The sequence below is a fragment of the Nonomuraea sp. NPDC050383 genome (genome assembly GCF_044459125.1).
Lineage (GTDB): Bacteria > Actinomycetota > Actinomycetes > Streptosporangiales > Streptosporangiaceae > Nonomuraea.
Genome location: NZ_JBITIP010000004.1, coordinates 91479 through 110650, shown reverse-complemented (window position 1 = coordinate 110650; position 19172 = coordinate 91479). Strand labels below are relative to the sequence as shown.

Genomic DNA, 19172 nt, shown 5'->3' with positions numbered 1-19172 from the left:
TCTATCGATAGGCGATGTTATTTCGCCTGCCTCACTTGTTCAAGAGCCATTTCGTGCGGCGTCAGGGTCCTTCGCCGCACAGCACGAGCTCGACGACCGGCAGCAGCACGTCCGGCCGGACCACCGGCAGGGTGAGGGTGAGCGTGCCCGGCTCCCGGCCCGGGGGAGCGAGGTTGTTGTGCTCGTGGTCGCCGCCGTCCAGCTCCTGCATGCGCACCTCCGAGCCGTCGTGCAGCAGTTGCGCGTACCGAACGCGGCCGGCCAGGCCGGGCAGGTGGACGTGCTTGATCGGCCAGGCGAGCAGGTGCAGGTAGAGCCGGTCGCCGCGCTGGGTGTAGAGCGCGTTCGGCGGTGCCTCGAACGCGCTGGGTCCCGCGCCGTGCACCGCCCGCGCGTGCAGGGAGGTCCACGCGCCGATCGCGCGCAGCGTCTCGGCGGCCCGCGGGTCCAGCGCGCCCCGCCCGGTGGGGCCGACGTTGAGCAGCAGGTTGCCGCCGCAGGCGACCGACTGCACGAGCATGCGCACCAGCAGGTCCGGGCTCTTGTAGTCGTGGTTGTCGCGGTCGTAGCCCCACGAGCCGTTCAGCGTGTGACACGCCTCCCACATGACCTCCGCGCCGTCGCGGGTCAGCGGTGAGTCGGGCTGGTACTGCTCCGGCGTGACATAGTCGCCCGGGATGCCGAGCCGGTCGTTGACCACGATCCCCGGGCGCAGCTCGCGGACCATCGCCATCAGCTCCGCCGCGCCCCACTCGGCGGACCCCTTCGCCGGATAGGTGAAGTCGAAGAACAGCAGGTCGATGGGGCCGTAGCCGGTCAGCAGCTCCCGCACTTGCCCGTGCAGGTACGCCCGGTAGCGCGCCATGTCACGTCCGGCCGCCTCCTCGGGCGGCACGCTGTCGCGCAGCGGGTGGTACCGGTCGATGGTGAAGTCGGGATGGCGCCAGTCCAGCAGCGAGTAGTAGAGCCCCACCCGCAGCCCCTCCGCCCGCATCGCCTCGGCGAACTCGGCGACCAGGTCGCGGCCGGTCGCCCGGACGGAGGTGTAGTCGGTCAGCGCCGAGTGGAACAGGCAGAAGCCGTCGTGGTGCTTGGCGGTCAGCACCGCGTACCGCATCCCCGCCTCGCGCGCCGCCCTGGCCAGGGCGGCGGCGTCGAACAGGTCGGGGTCGAACCGCTCCAGGTAGCGGTCGTAGGCGGCGTCCGACATGGCCTCGCGGCTGCGCACCCACTCGTGCCGCGCGGCGAGGCTGTACAAGCCGAAGTGAACGAACAATCCGAAGCGCGCCGCCCGGAACCACTCTGCCGATCCGCCTGACACCGGCGTCTCCTCCCACGGTTGACAGCCCTCGCTGATGGGCAGTTACATCTACCATCGATAGGCGATAATTGTCGACGTTTGGGTGAGAGCATCGCATGAACACGAACATGCACGGCGTTGAGCAGGAGACCTACGAGACGATGCTGGGGCCGGCGCAGTCCTCGCCCTTCGGCCGGCCGACCGCGCAGATGGTAGAGGCGCTCGACGGCGTCAGCGCCGCCACCGCCTGCGCCAAACTGCACCAGATGGGCATCACCCGCACCTTCATCGACGGGCCCGTGCCGCTGCACCGCGAGCCGGACGTCCGCGTCGCCGGTGGAGCGGTCACGCTGCAGTTCCTCCCGCAGCGTGAGGACGTCTTCTCCGGCGGCGAGCAGGAGGACGCCGAGCGCAAGACCGCGCTGTGGGCGGTGCTGGAGACCATCAGGCCCGGCGACGTGCTCGTCGTGTCGGCCCAGGCCAGCCACTTCACCGGCTGCCTCGGCGACATGCTGGTCCGCTACTTCAAACTGCGCGGCGGCGCGGGCATCGTGGTCGACGGGCGGGTGCGCGACGCCGCGCGCGTGCGGGCCCTCGGCGTGCCGATCTGGTGCACGGGGGTGACGCCGCACTACGCCTCGCAGACCGAGCTGTTCCCGTCGGCGTTCAACGTGCCGGTCGGCGTGGGCGGCGCGCTGGTGACGCCCGGCGACCTCATCGTCGCCGACGAGGACGGCGCGGTCGTCGTGCCGCAGCGCAGCGCCGTCGCGCTGGCCGAGGACTCCCTGCTGCACCAGGACCGCGAGGAGTTCGCCCGGCGGCGGCTGGACGAGGGCGGCCGGCTGTCCGACTACTACCCGCTGACCGGGGCCGGGCTGGAGGAGTACCTGGCGTCCCGGGACGCGGGCTGACCCCAGCGCCCCGGGACCGGCCGGGCCCGCTCGCGGCGGGCCCAGTCGCGGCGGGCCCGGTCGCGGCGGGGGCCCGGTCACGGCGGCCCCGGTCACGGCGGGCCCGTCACGCCTCCAGGAGCTCGGGCGGGACGAAGCCCTCCGCGGCGAGGCGGTGCCACAGCTCCGGCGGGATCTCGGCCCGCGCCGCCGCCGCGTTGGCGCGTACCTCGTCCGCCGACCGGCACCCCACCACCACCGACCCCACGGCCGGATGCAGGTACGGGAACCGCAGTGCCGCCGCGGCGAGCGGCACCCCGAACTCCGCGCAGACCGCCCCGCACCGCCGCGCTCGCGCCAGCACGTCCGGGGGCGTCTCGCGGTAGTGGAACATCGCGCCGGGCCGCGGGTCGGCCAGCAGCCCGGTGTTGAACACCCCGCCCACCACCACCGTGGTCCCGGTCTTCACACACAACGGCAGCAGGGTCGTCAGAGCGTCGTGGTCGAGCAGCGAGAACCGCCCGGCGATGAGGACCACGTCCGGCTCGAACTCGGCCACGTACGCCGCCATCGGCTCGCAGTGGTTCATCCCGAAGCCGATCGCCCCCGCCAGCCCCTCCTCGCGGATGCTGCGCGCTGCCGGGTAGCCCGTGCGCCGGATCTCCTCGCGGAAGTCGTCCGGGTCGTGCAGGAACAGCACGTCCACCGCCGGCCGGCGCAGCCGGCGCAGGCTCGACTCCAGCGACTCGCGCATGCCGCGTTCGCTCCAGTCGGTGACCACCCGCTCCCCGGGTCGCAGCAGCCAGCCGGCCTTCGTCGAGATCACCGCGCCGGGCGCCGCGCCGTCCGTCAGGGCCCGGCCGAGCCGGTCCTCGGCCACCCCGTGGCCGTAGCGCGGGGCGGTGTCGAAGTACGTCATGCCCTCGGCCGCGGCGGCGGCCACCGTGTCGGCGGCGTCCCGCTCGCTCACTTCCGCGAAGAGGTTGCCGATGGGCGCGGTGCCCAGGCCCAGTCTGGGCAGCACGACGCTCATCCCGCCACCTCCCACGGCGGCGTCGCGCAGGTGGGGCGGGCGGCGTGCAGCGTCATGGCCAGCGTCAGCCGCACCTGCGTCCTGGCCGGCAGCCGGACGCCGACGTGCGGGCCCCCGACCGGCCGGGGCGGCTCGTCGTCGGCGCCGGCCGTGTCGATGCGGTGCTCGGCGAACGCGCCGCCCTGCACCACCAGCGAGCACGCCACGCCGCCCAGGTTGACCAGCTCGATCACCGTGCGGTCCGGGTCGATGGCGGACACCAGCGCCGCCACGTCCGGCGGCAGCCCGGGGCGGCGGCGCCCGGCGTCGAAGTAGCGCACGTGCATCTGGGCCAGGCCGCCGTTGTAGAGCACCTGCGGCGAGCCGGTGGTGAGCTGCAGCAGCGCCTCCGTGACGACCGGGTTGCGGTCCTGCCAGTCGTGGATGCCGAACGCGTCGGGTCCGACGGCCGGGTCCACCGGGTCGTTCTCGATCGCGGCGATCCGCTCGGCGCAGGTGTCGGCGGCGCTGCGCAGCATCCGCTCGGGGTAGCCGGGGTTGCGGCCGGCGAGGTACTCGTACCAGGGCTCCTCGTGGCCCGACTCCTCCTTGGTGCGCTGGGTGTGCACCGCCGTCCAGTCCCAGCTCGACGCCTCCCGGAGCCGGTCGATCCGCTCCCGGTCGGCGGCGTCCCTGCTGAAGTGCCACAGGGCCACCGGGAGCTGGGTCGGCATGATGTTGTGGTCGAACCAGCCGGAGTCGTCGCGGCGCATCGGGACCAGCAGCGTCGGTTCGTCCGCCAGCCCGCGCAGGTGGGGCCGCCAGCGCTTGGTGATCGTGGTCACCTCGGCCGGCCGCCGGGGCGCTGCCTCGCGCAGCACCGCGTCCAGCGGGTTGTGGGCCAGCTCCAGGTAGGAGCGGTCGCCGGTCAGCAGCGCCGCGTTGGTCGCGCCGACGATCGCGGCGGTGCCGACGGGCGGCAGGCCGTGCGGCCAGGACCAGCCGTAGTGGCCGCCGTACCAGCGGCCGTCCAGGTGCTCGCCGACGACGCCGTGCGTGCCGGCGTTGTCCGGGACGATCTCGCGGCCGTCCAGGCGCTCCCGCCAGGCGTTCACGTACTCGCTCACCCAGACGGCGTGGCGCGGCTCGCCGCCGAGGAGGTAGGCGTTGGCGACGAGGCTGGTCGCGGCCAGGTTGACGATCGTGTCGCCGCGTCCCATGCGCTCCCACATCGCCTTGCCGTACGCGCGGGCCCGTCCTGGGTCGGCGGCCAGGTCGTCGAAGGGGGCGGCCTCGGCGATCCAGTCGAGCGGCAGGCCGTAGGGGCGCAGCGCCAGGCTCCACGGGAAGTAGACGTCGTGGTCGCTGAAGCCCCAGCGTGGCCCCGCGGCGCCGTTGTGCGGCGCGCGGATCACCCGGTGCTCGGGGTCGTAGTTGGGGCCGCCGGGCAGGTAGAGGTCGGCGAAGCGGGCGGCCAGCTCCCTCAGCTCGCCGTCCTCGGGCTCGGCCAGGCAGAGGCCGTAGAACAGCAGCAGGCCCTCGCCTTGGTGGAACCAGTCGTAGCCGCGCTCGAAGCCGTCCACCAGCATGCCCATCTCGGCGAGCTGGGCGGTGACGCCCCGCCAATGCCTGCGGGCTGCGGCCAGCACGTCGTCGCTGCCGCCGAGCAGGTAGAGGGTCGGCCAGTTGAAGAACGCCTCGTAGAAGTCGTCCACGCCGTCGCGGCCGTCGAGCCCCTGGCCGAGCCGGTCGCGGAAGACCAGCCGGCCGTCGCCCTCGGTGTAGCGGTCGGCGAAGGTCCGCCATGCCTTGTCCTGCGCGGCGAACAGCTCGCGCTGCAGCCCGGCCCACGCGGGCGGGTCGGTCACGGTGCGGCTCGCCCGCAGCGCCAGCGGGTGTGAGATGCGCATGAGAACACCAATCGTTCATCGATAGCCGATGATATGAATCTTCTTGACCCCGAATCTGCCTGTCAACACGGAGCCGACGTGATCGACTGCCATGTCCACCTCTGGGACCTCGACCAGGGCTATCCCTGGATCCGGCCGGGGTCGCCGCACCATCGGACGTTCACCGCCGGCGACCTGGCCGCGTCGGGTGCGGGGCTGGGGTTGACCGGCGCGATCCTGGTCGAGGCGTCACGGGGCGACCACGCGGAGAACGTTCTGCTGCGCGACCTGCGCCTGCGCCACCCCGACCTGCTCCTCGGCCACGTCGGCAACCTCAACGCCTGCGCCGGGCTGGGCCCGGCGCGCTTCGCCGAGTTGCTGGCCCGCACCCGGCCGAACGGCATGCGGCTCGGCGGCGCCTCCTGGGACGCCACGCCGCCGGGCGCGCGGGCGCTCGTCCCCGTCCTGGCCCGGCACGGCGTCGCCCTCGAAGTCAACCTGCACCACGCGGCCGTCCCGGCGGCGGTCGAGGCCGCGGCCCGCCACCCCGGGCTGACCGTGATCATCGATCATCTCGGCAACCCGGCGAGCCTCGCCGTCGCCGATCCGGGGGAGTGGCGGGAGCAGGTGCGGCGGGCGGCCCGGTTGCCCGGCGTGTTCATGAAGATCTCCGGCCTGCTGACCCAGCAGCACGGCGTGCCCGAGGAGCGGGTGGCCGCCCTGGTCGCGCACGCGGCAGGGGAGTTCGGCCCCGGCCGGTGCATGATCGGCTCCGACTGGCCGATCTGCCTGGCCCGCGGCTCCCGGGCCGCCTCGCTGCGGCTGGCCCGGCGCGGGCTGGCCGGGCTGGACGCCGCCGGCCGCCGGCTCGTGCTGAGCGGCACCGCCCGGCGCGCGTACGGCCTGACGCCTCAGGTTGACAATGATCGGGGGCCCTGCTTCGATGCACCGGTCAACGATCGATAAGCGATGATTGGTGGGCGATGGCACAGTTCGATCTGCCGCTTGACCAGCTCGAGCAGTACCGGCCGGCCCTGCCGGAGCCGCCCGACCTCGACCTGTTCTGGGCGAAGACCCTCGCTGAGAGCGACGCCTTCGACCTGGCGATGACGGCCGAGCCGGTGCCGAACGGCCTGGCGACGATCGACACTTTCGACGTCACCTTCGCCGGTTACGGCGGCCATACCGTCCGGGGCTGGCTGCACTTGCCGGTCACCAGGACGGGGCCGCTGCCCGCCGTGGTCGAGTACTTGGGCTACGGCAGCGGGCGCGGCGTGCCGCACGAGAAGCGGCTCTGGGCGTGCGCCGGATACGCGCACCTCGTCATGGACAGCCGCGGCCAGGGGGCCGACACCCCCGACCCCGACGTCGCGACCGGCGACGTCGCCGCGCCCGGGTTCCTCACCCGTGGCGTGCTCGACCCGGAGCGCTACTACTACCGCCGCCTCTACACCGACGCGGTGCGCGCCGTGGCGGCCGTGCGCGCCCACCCCGCGGTGGACCCGGCCAGGGTCGCGGTGACCGGCACCAGCCAGGGCGGCGGCATCGCCCTCGCCGCGGCCGGCCTCGCCCCCGGCCTGCTTGCGGTCCTGCCCGACGTGCCGTTCCTGTGCTGCTTCCCGCGCGCCGCCACCTTCACCGACCAGCCCCCCTACGTGGAGATCACCCGGTACGTGAAGCTCCACCGCGCGCACGCGGACATTGTGATGCGGACGCTGTCCTACTTCGACGCCGCCGTCCTCGCCCGGCGGGCCACGGCCCCCGCGCTGTTCTCCGTCGGCCTCATGGACCGCATCTGCCCGCCGTCCACCGTGTACGCGGCCTTCAACCACTACGGGGCGCGCGCCGCGCTGCCGGCCGGCGACAAGCAGATCAGCGTCTACCCATTCAACGACCACGAGGGCGGCGGCGCAGACCACGAGGTCGTCAAGCTCGCCTGGCTGGCCGGCCGGGCGGCTGTCACCATCGATACCTGCTAAGCGATGATCATTTATCATTGACAGGGGGACGCGACAGCGCATGATGGGGAACACATGGCATCGACACCGCAAGTGAGCGGCTTCGCCTCGCGGCTGGCCACGAGCAAGGACTCCGTTCGCCCCACTCTGATTTCCGATCGGGTGTACGAGCTGCTCCGGCAGGCCATCGTCGAAGGCGACCTCGCGCCGAACGACCGCGTGGTGGAGTCGGAGATCGCCCGCCGTCTCGGAGTGAGTCAAGCGCCGGTCCGCGAGGCCGTCAAGCAGCTCGCCCGCGAGGGCCTGCTCGTGCACGTGCCGCGGCGCGGCAACTTCGTCGTCGAGATCTCCGCCCAGGACGCCGAGTACGCCCGCCAGGTCCGCGAGCCGCTCGAACGGCTGGCCGCCACCATGGCCGCCGAGCGCATCACCGCCGAACAGCTCGGCGAGCTGGGCGAGCTGGTCGCCGAGATGCGCGAGGCCGTGCGGGTCAACGACGTCGGCCGGTTCCGCGACGTCGACATCGCCTTCCACACCCGGGTCGTCCAGATCGCCGGCAACCCGTTCCTGACCCGCATGTGGGAGGTCCTCGAACCCAACCTGCGCGCGCTGCGTGCCATCGCCGACCCGCTGTTCGAGGGCGACTGGCGCGCGATGGCCGACGAGCACGGCCGCCTGGTCACGCTGCTGGGAGACGGCGACGGCGCCACGGCCGCCGACGCGTTCGCCGATCACGCCGCAGGCCGTTCTCCGGTGCCCGACCGGCGCGCCCGCAGGAAGCCGGCGGGCAGCGTCACGTGACCGCCACCTCCGGCGGCGAACGCTCTGACGGCGGGTCCCCTGACGGCGAGACTCGCGCCGAATTCTCGCCAGCGTATGTTCAGGTCGGCAATTCGTCCCGCGCCCGTGGTCGGGCCCCGGGCAGTACGCAGCGGAGCCACGCCTGGGCCAGGGTTTGATGAGCGCGGTGCTGGTTGTGAAAGCGTTCGTACCAGTTGCAGGAATACGGCGATGGTGCAACAGCGGTACATGACGCCGAGCGGCTCCTGGTGGAGTTGGAGGTGACGCTGGTGAACAACGACCTCCAGGTCCGCGTCGAGCTCAACCTTGAGCGTACGGAGGACGAGCTGGGGCAGATGAACCGCATTCGCCAGTGTGTCACCGCCGAGTTCTGCAGCCGCCTGACCTCCCCGCGATGAGCGCCTCGAGGAGGTCAGGGGCGGTCCCGCCCAGTCGTTACCCAGAGCGCGCGACTATTCGATGCTCTCCTTGACCTCCACCTCGTGGTCGGCCTTCGCGGGCGTATAGTCGGCGTTTCCCGCCCACTCGACGGTGTACGTGTAGTGCCCCGTCTCGGCCGGTCTGTCCGAGAAGCTGTAGGTCCCGTTCTTACGGCCTGGCGCGCCCGGCAACGTGGTCGTGACGGTGCCGTTGGCGTTGGTGACGGTGCGCTTCACTGTGAGCGGGTAACCCCATCCCGAGGGCGGGGGTGTGGGCAGCAGTACGCCGCTGAGCGTCAGGGCGACGCCGACGGGCCATTCCGAGGAGCCCGTCACCGTGAGTGACGAGGTGTTCTTGACCGCCACTTTCGCCGAAGCCGTGCTCCAGCGAACGTCGGCGTCACCGTCCCAGAGCACGGCATAGGTGTACACCCCGCCGGCCGCCGGGGTGTCGGTGACGGTGAAGCTCCCGTCGGGGTCGGTCGTCACGCCGGCGAGCGTCTCGGTGGTCCCGTTGGGCAGGCGGCGGGTCACCGTGAGCGGTTTGGCTCCCGCCGCCGCTCCGCCGGGCAGTTCGAGGCGGCCGGTCAGCGTGAGCGGTTGGTTCACCACCCCGCCGGACGGGGGCGTCAGCGTCAGCGCGGAGGCCGGGAAGGTGATGTCCTCCACCCGCCACAAGTGCAGCCGTCTGGAGGAGGTGGTCTTCACGGCGAAGACGTCCGTGCCCGAGAATGCGAGGCGGTCCGTGCCTCCGGCCAGCGCCAGGTTGTCGAGCGCGTGGATCGTCGCCCCCGTCACAGCGTCGTACATCACGAGGTCCGAGCCGTCAGCCTCCCCGGCCACCACGTACGCCCCGTCCGGGCTGATCGCGACGGACGTGGGGGGGCCTTCGGCGGCCGACTCCCCTGCATAGGAGCGGATTTTCTCCAGGCTGTTGGCGTCCCACAGATCGGTCCCGCGTTCGGCAGAGGCCGCCGAGAAGAATTTTGACCCGTCCGGGGTGACGACGAGACCGTTTAGCCTGCCGAGGTCGTGTGTGAATCCGTCGATCTCGCCGCGGAAGGTGGGAGTGCCGCTCACGTCATAGACGAACAGATGGCTGGTACTCCCCACTTGTCCCACGACCAGCGTGCCCCCGTTGGCGGCGAGCAGCGGAGCACCGGAGATCTCTGATGCGACCACGATCGGCTGTGGTGCCGTCACCGTCAGATCAAGCCCGACAACGCCGCCGTCCCAGTTGCTGTCGCAGCCGTGGCCCACCCACAGCCACTCGCCGGACCGAGCCAGGCGCGTCGGGCACGGGTATGACGGGAGGTCGATGCGCCGGGTGATCTCCAGGGTGGCGGTATCGATCTCGACGATCTGCTGCGGACCGACCAGCGCCGCGTACAGGTGCGTGCCGTCCTGCGACATTGCCAGCCCGGAGGCCTCTGTCAGCCCGTCGACCTCGCCCAGGAGGTCACCATCGGTATCGGCGACAACGAGTTGGTCCCCGCTCGAGACGAAGACCTTTCCGTTGCCGAGGGCCAGATCACCCGGTCTGTAGAAGCTGTAGTCCACGCCGAGGTCCGTCGTGGTGTCGGCGGCAGAAGCGGCCGGGCTGAGCGCGACGAGGAGTCCGGCCGCCGTGGCCAGGGCCGAGACGAGGCTCAACGACCTGCGAGCGAGCCGGGCGGGCTGTGACGCGACAGCCCGGGAAGGTGCCATGGATAACAGACGCACAGAGATCTCCGCTCGTGAGGCCATGGGAAAGATCCAAATGCCCTGATCAAGCCAGAAATCGCACGCTCCGTCAAGATCGGCAGTCGGCGATCGTCTCGGCTTTACAGGCACTGATGTCGAATTCTGACTGGTGTCGCTCGCTTCCTTCGGTTGCGCGATCTGACGGACGTTCGGGTGTTGGAGCACGTGCCGAGCGCGGCGACCGTCATCGCTGCAGAGTGCCGGCGTGCTGTGGGGTTGGGGGATTCGTGCGGCGCAATTACCGTGCTCGTACGCTCCGTCACACGGCCGTCAGGACCCGGCACCCCCTGACACACAAAAGGCGCCGAGGTGGCACGAACCGTCATCCAACGGCACGGCGCGGCACTTAAAGATCTTGCTTCTCATCCGACGGTCGCAGACATCCGATCTGCCTAAGGCGTCAAGTTGTACCAGTGCCAGCGTTCGTCATTTGATCACGAGTCTGGCTCTGTCACGCTGCAATCCATTCGCGGTGGATCACAAGCGCCGCCATGATGTGCTGATGCCCCCGAAGACCGCCTATCACGACGCGCTCGGAGACTACTTCGCCGAGCACTCCGGCATCAGCCCGTACAACGCCTACACCGATCGGCCAGCGATGCTGGAACTCGCCGGTGACGTCGCCGGCGCGAAAGTCCTCGACGTCGGCTGCGGAGCCGGGCACTATGCGGCTGAATTGCTGGCACGCGGTGCAGAGGTGGTCGGCGTCGACGGTAGCGCCACGCTGCTGGAGCACGCGCGGGTACGTGCAGGTGAGCGGACCACGCTCGTCCTGCACGATCTGGAGGAACCGCTCGACTTCGCCGATGACGCGTCGTTCGACGGGATCATATGCGCGCTGGTGTTGCACCACCTCACCCATCGCGCGCAGTTGCTGGGCGAGCTGCGCCGCGTGCTGCGGCCCGGAGGATGGCTCTTGGTATCGACGACCCATCCGGCGGCCGACTGGCGCCACTTCGGCGGCTCCTACTACGCCGACGACTGGGTTGAACTGCCCCTGGCCGGCAGCCCGTTGTCGATCCGCTTCCAGCGGATGACGCTGGAGACGTTCCTGGGCGAGCTGCTGGCAGCCGGATTCGTCCTGGTGAGGCTCATCGAGCCGCGACCGGTGGCCGAGCTGCGAGAGATCGACGAGGCCGCCTACAACAGGCTGCACCAAAGGCCGTGCTTCCTCGCCGTCAGGCTCGTGCGCCCCTGACCGCTGCAGAGCAGACCAGCCTCGCCTCTACGGTCATGTAGGTCAACCGGCTCAGGCCTCATGGTCTTCGGCCGAATCAGGGCATGCCGATCCTCATCGTGGCGGAAACGCTGCGAAATCGTCGTATTCCTTGCGTTCTTTCAGGCAGTGGTACAGGCAGCCAAGCATCCGGTTGAAGGTGTTGCGCAGGGCGCTGGAATGCCGGTCACCGCCGTCTCGGCGGCGGTCGTAGTGCGCTCGGGGACCTGGCGCTCTCAAAGAGGCGAAGGCCCACACGTAGCCGGCGGCGGCCAGGCGTTGGTTCTTCACCTTGCGATGGTGGACAACCAGGCTCTTGCCGGAGGCGCGAGTGATCGGCGCCGCACCGGCGTAGGCCTTCAGCGCGCGGGCGTCGGCGAAGCGGGTGCGGTCGTCTCCGACTTCGGCGAGCACGCGTGCGCCGGTAAGGTCGGCCAGGCCGGGAAAGCTGGTGATGAGGTCCGCGTCGGGGTGCTGGCGGAAGGCTTCGCTGGTGGCGTCGGCGAGGTCGTCGGCGGCGCGGCATGCCGCATCCAGTTGCAGCAGCAGCGCCTGCGCCTGACGGCCGAGGGCTTCCTCGACCAGCGGGAGCCGGCGAAGGTGCTCTTCCCCGAAGATGGCCTGCAGCCGGTCGGCCCAGGTGTCGATGTTGCGTTGTCGGCCCGAGGCGCGCAGCAGCACGTGCAACCGGCGGGCGGTGAGTTGGGCGGCCGCGGTAGGTGTCGGCGCCGCTTGAAGGACGGCACGAGCCTCGCGGGAGGTCAGGCCGATGTTCTTGATGTGGAACGCCTTCAGTGCTGCGGGGAAGTACTCCCGCAGCAGCGAGCGCAGCTGGTTGGCCAGCTGCTGGCGGTTCCAGACCGCGTCCTGCTGGGCGCGGGCCAGCACCGCGATCGCCTGGACCAGCTCAGAGTCGGCCGGCAGGGGCCGGTGGTGGTCGGCGTCGACACGCAGGATGTTGGCCAGGGTCATGGCGTCGGCGTGGTCGGACTTGGATCGGGCGACGGTGTGGCGTTCGCGGTAGCGGGCCACGGCCAAGGGGTTGATCGCATACACCTTGCGGCTGGTGGAGCGCAGGCAGGACACCAGCAGCCCCCGGCTGGTCTCGATCGCGACCGGGATCGGATTGTCGGGGCGGTCGCCGTGTTCGGCCAGCAACTCGACCAGGACCCGCCATCCATGGGCGTCGTCGCTGATGCGCCGTTTGGCCACCAGCTTTCCGGCCTGGTCGACCAGGGCGACGTCGTGGTGCTTCTCCGCCCAGTCGATCCCGCATGTCACCGTCAACAGCATCTCCTTCGTCGGTCGTTGCGGCAGGTGAGCCGCGCAGGGGCACGCCACGCCCTAATGAGAGAGCTCGACGGCTCGACATCCGATCAGCAGTTCGTAGCCCCAGCCGGCCGCAGGCCCGCACGCTGCGCAAGGGCTCGACGGCCCAGGTGGATACGAGCGGTGTCTCCTGCGGCTGGCTCACGCCACGATCTTGGCGAAAATGGACGAAAGGCGGGCGGTGATCGAGAGGGACCGAGGCGCACTGCCTTAGCAGAGGGCTCCAGGCCCGGTATCAACTCAGGCGTTCACTCGGTCCCCGTCGACCGCCACCCGCCAGGACTCGCCCCATCGCGCACGGCCTGCGGTCAGGAGTCAAGCTCCAGTTCGAATCGAGGCTTCAGGGGCGAGGACCCGAGTCCGTAAACTCGGGGTCGTACGGAGTCATTAGGTTCGAATCCTGCAGGGCGCGCTTACCAGACCAGCTCAAACACCGTATGAGCTGGTCTTTGCATGATCGGCGTTGTGGTGCGGTAGGCAACGGGAGGCCGCAGCGCCGGTGGTCGCGGAACGTACGCGGAATGCTCGCGAGCGCGTTTCTCCAGGTCGGGAAGGCGGTTTCGAGCCCTGGAACGGCGAAAGGACCCCGAGATGTCCCGGGGTCCTGCTGTGGGTTCTGGTCACGCCGCGAGGGCCTCCAGGATGCGCTGGTTGGCGACGTCTCGTTGGCCGTCGATGCACTTGGCGTAGACGCGGAGCATGACGTCCAAGCCGTGGCCTGCCCGTTCGGCCGCTTCTGGAGCGTGCACGCCCGCGTTGAGCCAGAGCGAGACGGCCGCGTGCCGGAGGTCGTACGGCCTGCCCGCCAGAGGTGACGCGACCTGGTCCGGTGTGAAGGCGTATGTCCGAGCCTCCGCCAGACCGTCGCGTAGGCGGATCCGGAGCTCGAAGGATCCTGGCCGGTCTCCTTGCCTCGCGTCAGGGAGCAGTCGTGGGGCAACGGGCGGGGTCACCGCGCTTGCGGCCGTACGGCGGATCGTCGGGAGGCTGGAGACGTGAACGCCGACGGCGCCGCTCATCCGGTCACCGCCGGCTTGATGGTCTCTTCGGCGAACTCGCGGAAGGTGGTGGGCGTGGTGCGTTCAGCGGTGCGCGGCGTGGCGTTGTTGATGCCGCGTTCGCCGGCGAGGTCCATATCCATCATGGACTGTGCCATCGCCTCGGAGAAGCCACGGCTGATGAGGAACTGTTTGACGGCAGCGCGGTCTCCGAGCTCGAACCGGACGGGCGTGCCGAGAACGTCAGTCAGGATTTCGGCGATGTCGTGGTACGAGAGGTCCTCACCGCCGAGGACCTCGACCGAGTCCTGCCCGGTCCAGGTGTGGTCGAGAAGGTACGTGGCGGCGAGCGCCGCGATGTCCTTCGTCGCGATCCACGGCATCGTGAAATCGGCTGGGAGGGTGCCTGAGACGACCCCGTTCCTGATCGTGGCTGTCTGCCGGAGGATGTTGTCCATGAAGGTAGGCAGAGCCAGAGCGCGCACATGCGCGCCGGTGCTGCGGAAGAGGTCCTCCATCGCGTGCGATGCGGAGACGTGACCGGCATAGATCTGCGATCCGCGCCCGAGCGCGGAGATGATCACGACGCGCGGTACCACGTGGCGCACGACGGCATCTGCGCCTGGGACGGAGGCAGTGACGTACGCCTCGTAGGGGCTGCTCGCGGTCGCGGCCGCCGGCATGAGCCAGAACAGCGCGTCGGCGCCGTCGAGCGCGCGGTCCAGGACGTCGCGAGCCCGATGCGATCCGACGACGATCTCGGCTCGCTCCCGTACCTCGGCGGGTAGCTTGCCGGGGTCCCGGGTGATGAGGCGGACCGGCTCGCTCTGCTGGAGCAGCGCGGTGACGAGCTTGCTGCCGATCTGCCCGGTCGGGGCGGTAATCACAATCATGGATGATGACTCCCATCAGCACCGTGAGCAAAGTAAACTAGACTGTACCGTATACATTGAGGTGAGTGCCATGGCCCGGCGCGGGCAAGAGTTGCGCGAGCACATCCTCGACACGGCGAAGCTCGCGTTCCTGGAGGACGGCTTCGAGCGGACCTCGATGGATGCGATCGCCGCGCGCGCGGAAACGTCGAAGCGTTCCCTGTATGCGCACTTCCCGACCAAGGACGCGCTGTTCCTCGCGGTCGTCGAGCGCATCCGTGTCCTGTTCGGTGCCCGGATGCGCACACCTGCCGAGTACTCCGGGCCACCGTCGGAAGCGGTCGTGCGATACTGCGGGCGCTTCGTCCAGTTGTTGCGGTGGTCCTCGGTGGCCAGGATGCTTCGTCTCGGCATCGCCGAGGCCGACCGGCTGCCGGATCTGGCGGCGGGCCTCTACGACGTCCTCTTCGGGATCACGGTCCGCGATCTCGCCTCACATCTGGTGACAGCCCTGGGGCTCACGGCCGACGAGGCCGAGGTCGTGGCGAACGAACTGATCGGCCTCGTCATCCACCCGACGCTTCCCCGCCTGCTGTTCGGAGTGGAACCCCTCGTTGACGAGACGCCAGAGGAGACCCGGCTGGCGACCGACGTCGACCTTGACAGAATTCGGCGACTCCTCCACATCGTCATGCCGCCGCCGACTGCACCGTGACACAGGCGGCGGCGGGCGGCCGCCGCACTCCTGGGCCTCCAGCGCCTGGATGACCCAGGTGTGCTGGGCGCGGACCTGCTCGGCGGTGGGCTGGTCGAACATGGTGCGCACCAGCGTGGCCACCCATGGCTGCGCGCTCTTGGGCACGGTGGTGAGCAGATTGCGCAGGTAATGGGTGCGGCAGCGCTGCCAGGCCGCGCCCGGCAGGCTCGCGCCGATCGCTGGGGTGGGCTGTCAGGCTCGTCAATGGAGTGAGATCCGCTGCAGGGTCTCGCCCTTCGCGCCGGTGACGACGAGCCTCCGTACGTCGGCTCCCGGGGGGAACTTCACGGCCCACAGCCCGAGCCCCGCTCCGGCGTTTCTTGTGAGGTTCACTGGGAGCTTCCCCCCGTCCTTGGTGACAGCCGTCACCCCGTGGACGTCGTCCTTGGCCACACCGAACCAGACGTCCATACCGCGAAGCTTGCCCTGCGTGCGGGCGAACTCGTTGGCGGCGAGTGGAGGGAAGCTGGAGCAGGAGCTACCGTTCGGCCCGCTCTCGCAAAGGAGGAGTTTGTTCCCGCGGGGTGCGTTGCTCAGCCATATGACCAGCGGTGGTACGGAGGCGATCTTTCCCTTGGGGGGATACTTCTTCTTCATTTCCGCGAACCCCTTGTAGGTGGGTCGTGGCGTGGTTGTGGTGGACGGCTTGGCCGTGGCGGACGGTGCGGTCAGCACAGCGACGGCGAGGCCGTCCCGCTGTCCCGGCCACGGGTGAACCGCCCAGGCCGAAAGGACGGCCGTGACCGCCGTCGCTGCCGTGATCCCGGCGATGGCGGCACGATGACGTCCGCGCGTGGCGCGTCCTGCGGCAATGGCGTGGTTCACGTCCACGGCGGTAGGCGGCTGCTCCTCGCGCGCCAGCGAGTCGAACACCTGCTTGACATCCATCAGCATTCCTCCGAACGTGCTAGTCGGGATTGCGGCTCGCCGAGCATCGCGCGCAGGGTGGTGAGGCCGCGGGCGGTCTGGCTCTTGACGGTTCCGGTGGAGCAGCCCAGCGCCTGGGCGGTCTGCTCCACGCTCAGATCGCAGTGAAAGCGCAGGACCAGGGTGGCGCGCTGGCGCGGAGGTATTGCGGCGAGGGCCCGGTGGATGTCCATGGCCATGTCCCGGTCGCCGTCTTCGAGCTGCTGGTGGGGTAGCGCGGACGTCAGCCGTACCCGGGAGAACCAGCCCCTTCGCTGTTCGGCGAGGAAGACCCGGATCAGTATCACCCGTACGTAGGCGTCGAGATCGTCGGCCGCCCGCGCCTGGCGCCATTTGACGTAGAGCCGGGTTATCGCTGTCTGTACCAGGTCGTCCGCGCGGTGCCAGTCCTGGCACAACGGGTAAGCGATCTTGCGCAACCAGGACAGTCGCCCCGTCACATAGACGGTGAACTCCTCGTCAGGGCTCATGGTTCTCCCAGGTAGATGGCTTCACACCAGAGGAGATGCCGCCGGCCCGGTCGCGGGTTGCATGGAACGGGGCAGCCGCTGATCTCGGCGCCCCTGCCGTCTGAGCACGCCGGCGGTGTCATGGGTCATGTCGAGGCGTTCCATGACGGCGCTGAGTGCGTGTCGACGGTCAAGGCGAAGGAGGCCACCTCGTCCAGGCGGCCCTCATCGCCGTCCCCACCATGATCGCCGGCGTCTACGGCATGAGCTTTCGACCACAGGCCCGAACTGCACCGGCCGTCCGGCTGTCCACGCGCCCTGGGCCTCAGCTGCGAAGTGCGGTGGCGGTCTCATGGAGCGGTGATCGTACCGATGAGGTGCCGAGGTCGGGTGCCAGGGTCCTCATCCCTGTTTCCCGATGAACTCGCGCAGCCAGTGGAAGCTCGCCTTCTCGGTGCGGGCCTGGGTTTCGTAGTCGACGTGGACGAGGCCGAACCGGGCGGCGTACCCGCGGGCCCACTCGAAGTTGTCCAGCAGCGACCAGCAGAAGTAGCCCCGCACGTCCACACCGTCGGTCATCGCGGCGCGGATGGCGGCCAGGTGGTCGCGCAGGAAGCCGACGCGACCGGTGTCGTCGAGAGTCCCGTCGTCGCCGTAGCCGTTCTCGGTGATGAAGATCGGCGGGAGCTCGGGGTAGCGCCCGGCCAGGCCGAGGAGAGTCTGGTGGAGCCCTTGCGGCTCCACCGGCCAGCCCAGCCCGCTGGTGGCCGCGCCGTCCGGGGTGACGCTGCGCACCCCGAGGTCGAAGGCGGTGCGCAGCGCGGGATCCGCCTGCTCGTACGGCGCCGCGGCAGCGTGGATGCGGTAGTAGTAGTTGACGCCCAGGAAGTCCAACGGAGCGCCGATGACCTCCAGGTCGCCCTCGCGGCGGAAGGCGAAGTCGCTGATCGCGCCGAAGGTCTCCACCATGTCGGAGGCGTAGACGCCGAGCAGCAGCGGGTCGGTGAACTGGCGGTTGACCAGCAGGTCCATCTTGCGCGCCGCGTCGGCGTCGGCCGCCGAGCCGGTCGCGGGCACCGTGGGTGACATGTTGAGCGTGATGCCGACCCGCTGTCCCGGCCGGGCCCGTGCCCGCAGCCTGGCCGCCGCCAAGCCGTGGCCCACCAGCAGGTGGTGCGCGGCGGCCAGCGCGCCGTGACCCTCGCGTGCGCCGGGTGCGTGGCGGCCTTCGGCGTAGCCGACGATGGACGAGCAGTACGGCTCGTTCAGCGTGATCCACTGGGACACCGTGTCGCCCAGCGCCTCGTGGGCGACCTCGGCGTAGTCGGCGAAGCGCTCGGCGGTGTCGCGCTCGCGCCAGCCGCCGCGGTCCTCCAGCGCCTGGGGCAGGTCCCAGTGGTAGAGGGTGACGTACGGCTCGATGCCGCGCCCGCGCAGGGCGTCGGCGAGCCGCCGGTAGAAGTCGAGGCCGCGCTGGTTCACCCGGCCGTCGCCGTCGGGCATGATCCTGGGCCAGGCCAGCGAGAAGCGGTAGGCGCCGGTGCCGAGCCGGTCCATCAGCTCCACGTCCTCCCGCCAGCGGTGGTAGTGGTCGCAGGCGTGCTCGCCGCTCTGGCCCATGGCCACCGCGCCGGGGACGCGACAGAACGTGTCCCAGATGGAGGGCCCGCGCCCGTCGGCGTCCACGGCGCCCTCGATCTGGTACGCGGCGGTGGCCGTCCCCCACACGAACCCGGGGGGAAAGGCGGTATGTGGCTGGGTCATCCCTTGATCGCTCCTGACATGATTCCCCCGATGATCTGACGGCCCAGCGCGGCGAAGACCGCCACGATCGGCACGATGGCGAGCACGGTGCCGGTGAGCACGAGCGCGTAGTCGGTGGTGTAGCCGCTGGCCAGGCTGGAGAGGGCGAGCTGGACGGTCGGGTTCTCCGGCGTGAGGACGACCAGCGGCCAGAAGAAGTCGTTCCAGGCGTGCATGAAGGTGAACAGGCCGAGCACGGCGGCGGCCGGGCGGGCGGCGGGCAGCACGACGTGCCAGAACAGCCGCAGCGTGCTGCACCCGTCGATGCGACCGGCCTCCAGCAGCTCGTCGGGGATGGCGCTGGAGAGGTACTGGGTCATGAGGAACACGCCGAACGCGGTGACGAGGCCGGGCACGATCACCGCCTCGAGCCTGCCGGTCCAGCCGAACTCCGCCATCAGGATGTACAGCGGGATGATGCCGAGCTGCTGCGGCACGGTCGTGGTGGCGATGGCCAGGAGGAGCAGTACGTTGCGCCCGCGGAAGCGCAGCTTGGCGAAGGCGAAGCCGGCCAGCGTGGAGAACAGCACGACCGAGACGGTGACCGTGCCCGACACGAGGACGGAGTTGAGCATCGCCTGGCCGAACGGGGTGGTGTCGAAGACCCGGGCGATGTTCTCGAACAGGTGGCCCCCGGGGGTGAGGACGGGCGGCACGCTGGCGATGGCGTCGTTGTCATGGGAGGCCACGACCAGCGACCAGTAGATGGGGAACAGCGAGCCGAGCAGCACGGCGACGAGCGCGGCGTAGGTCCAGAACCCTGCTCCCCGGGGGTTCAGGCGGCGTCGGACCGCGGTGACGGTTGCCAT

At 70.2% G+C, this 19172-nt stretch carries 17 protein-coding genes and 1 pseudogene; 7 read left to right on the top strand and 11 right to left on the bottom strand.

Annotation, left to right across the window (positions count from 1 at the left end):
- Positions 1 to 61: 61 nt before the first annotated feature.
- A complete protein-coding gene (locus tag ACIBG4_RS11930) occupies positions 62 to 1321 on the bottom strand; it encodes an alpha-L-fucosidase (protein WP_397201811.1) in 1260 nt (419 codons plus the stop codon).
- Positions 1322 to 1416: 95 nt separating this feature from the next.
- Here ACIBG4_RS11930 and ACIBG4_RS11925 point away from each other — a divergent pair, with 95 nt between their 5' ends.
- Positions 1417 to 2211, top strand: coding sequence for a hypothetical protein (locus ACIBG4_RS11925; RefSeq protein ID WP_397201810.1), 795 nt, complete (start codon positions 1417 to 1419; stop codon positions 2209 to 2211).
- Positions 2212 to 2317: 106 nt separating this feature from the next.
- Here ACIBG4_RS11925 and ACIBG4_RS11920 read toward each other — a convergent pair whose 3' ends face one another.
- Together ACIBG4_RS11920 and ACIBG4_RS11915 are read right to left on the bottom strand one after the other, a co-directional pair.
- Positions 2318 to 3223: an aldo/keto reductase gene (locus ACIBG4_RS11920; RefSeq protein ID WP_397201809.1), complete on the bottom strand. Its 906-nt coding sequence runs from the start codon at positions 3221 to 3223 to the stop codon at positions 2318 to 2320.
- Positions 3220 to 5112, bottom strand: a complete 1893-nt coding sequence (locus tag ACIBG4_RS11915; protein WP_397201808.1) for a hypothetical protein — start codon at positions 5110 to 5112, stop codon at positions 3220 to 3222. The genes ACIBG4_RS11920 and ACIBG4_RS11915 overlap by 4 nt, the downstream gene beginning before the upstream one ends.
- A gap of 78 nt (positions 5113 to 5190) precedes the next feature.
- Here ACIBG4_RS11915 and ACIBG4_RS11910 point away from each other — a divergent pair, with 78 nt between their 5' ends.
- The 4 genes from ACIBG4_RS11910 to ACIBG4_RS11895 all read left to right on the top strand — a co-directional run bounded on the left by ACIBG4_RS11910 (position 5191) and on the right by ACIBG4_RS11895 (position 8248).
- On the top strand, positions 5191 to 6057 hold the full coding sequence (locus ACIBG4_RS11910) for an amidohydrolase family protein (protein ID WP_397201807.1): 867 nt from the start codon (positions 5191 to 5193) through the stop codon (positions 6055 to 6057).
- A gap of 17 nt (positions 6058 to 6074) precedes the next feature.
- Complete coding sequence (locus tag ACIBG4_RS11905; RefSeq protein ID WP_397201806.1) at positions 6075 to 7070, top strand: acetylxylan esterase; 996 nt, start codon at positions 6075 to 6077, stop codon at positions 7068 to 7070.
- Between the two features lie 54 nt (positions 7071 to 7124).
- The gene (locus tag ACIBG4_RS11900; protein WP_397201805.1) at positions 7125 to 7850 is read left to right on the top strand and encodes a GntR family transcriptional regulator; all 726 of its coding nucleotides are present in this window, start codon (positions 7125 to 7127) and stop codon (positions 7848 to 7850) included.
- Between the two features lie 269 nt (positions 7851 to 8119).
- Entirely contained in the window at positions 8120 to 8248 is a 129-nt protein-coding gene (locus ACIBG4_RS11895; RefSeq protein WP_397201804.1) for a hypothetical protein, read from the top strand.
- 54 nt (positions 8249 to 8302) lie between these two features.
- Here ACIBG4_RS11895 and ACIBG4_RS11890 read toward each other — a convergent pair whose 3' ends face one another.
- Positions 8303 to 9922 carry a hypothetical protein gene (locus ACIBG4_RS11890; protein ID WP_397201803.1) on the bottom strand — a complete coding sequence of 540 codons (1620 nt, stop codon included), beginning with the start codon at positions 9920 to 9922 and terminating at the stop codon, positions 8303 to 8305.
- A 520-nt stretch (positions 9923 to 10442) separates the two neighbouring features.
- On the opposite strand from ACIBG4_RS11890, the gene ACIBG4_RS11885 reads away from it, so the two are divergent.
- Positions 10443 to 11210 (top strand): class I SAM-dependent methyltransferase, encoded by a 768-nt coding sequence (locus ACIBG4_RS11885; RefSeq protein WP_397201802.1) that lies wholly within the window; start codon positions 10443 to 10445, stop codon positions 11208 to 11210.
- A 93-nt stretch (positions 11211 to 11303) separates the two neighbouring features.
- Here ACIBG4_RS11885 and ACIBG4_RS11880 read toward each other — a convergent pair whose 3' ends face one another.
- Positions 11304 to 12521 (bottom strand): IS110 family transposase, encoded by a 1218-nt coding sequence (locus ACIBG4_RS11880; RefSeq protein ID WP_397201801.1) that lies wholly within the window; start codon positions 12519 to 12521, stop codon positions 11304 to 11306.
- Positions 12522 to 13572: 1051 nt separating this feature from the next.
- Entirely contained in the window at positions 13573 to 14448 is an 876-nt protein-coding gene (locus tag ACIBG4_RS11875) for an NmrA family NAD(P)-binding protein (protein WP_397201800.1), read from the bottom strand.
- A 70-nt stretch (positions 14449 to 14518) separates the two neighbouring features.
- Here ACIBG4_RS11875 and ACIBG4_RS11870 point away from each other — a divergent pair, with 70 nt between their 5' ends.
- Positions 14519 to 15142 carry a TetR/AcrR family transcriptional regulator gene (locus tag ACIBG4_RS11870; RefSeq protein WP_397201799.1) on the top strand — a complete coding sequence of 208 codons (624 nt, stop codon included), beginning with the start codon at positions 14519 to 14521 and terminating at the stop codon, positions 15140 to 15142.
- A gap of 39 nt (positions 15143 to 15181) precedes the next feature.
- On the opposite strand, the pseudogene ACIBG4_RS11865 reads toward ACIBG4_RS11870, so the two are convergent.
- The 5 genes and pseudogenes from ACIBG4_RS11865 to ACIBG4_RS11845 form a co-directional block, all read right to left on the bottom strand.
- Positions 15182 to 15364 (bottom strand): annotated as a pseudogene (locus ACIBG4_RS11865) (transposase); the annotation flags it as partial.
- Between the two features lie 21 nt (positions 15365 to 15385).
- Positions 15386 to 16072, bottom strand: a complete 687-nt coding sequence (locus tag ACIBG4_RS11860; RefSeq protein ID WP_397201798.1) for a hypothetical protein — start codon at positions 16070 to 16072, stop codon at positions 15386 to 15388.
- Positions 16072 to 16581 carry a SigE family RNA polymerase sigma factor gene (locus ACIBG4_RS11855; RefSeq protein ID WP_397201797.1) on the bottom strand — a complete coding sequence of 170 codons (510 nt, stop codon included), beginning with the start codon at positions 16579 to 16581 and terminating at the stop codon, positions 16072 to 16074. Before ACIBG4_RS11855 ends, ACIBG4_RS11860 begins: the two co-directional genes overlap by 1 nt.
- 381 nt (positions 16582 to 16962) lie before the next feature.
- Positions 16963 to 18324 (bottom strand): GH1 family beta-glucosidase, encoded by a 1362-nt coding sequence (locus ACIBG4_RS11850; RefSeq protein ID WP_397201796.1) that lies wholly within the window; start codon positions 18322 to 18324, stop codon positions 16963 to 16965.
- Positions 18321 to 19172 (bottom strand): carbohydrate ABC transporter permease, encoded by an 852-nt coding sequence (locus ACIBG4_RS11845; RefSeq protein ID WP_310714713.1) that lies wholly within the window; start codon positions 19170 to 19172, stop codon positions 18321 to 18323. The genes ACIBG4_RS11850 and ACIBG4_RS11845 overlap by 4 nt, the downstream gene beginning before the upstream one ends.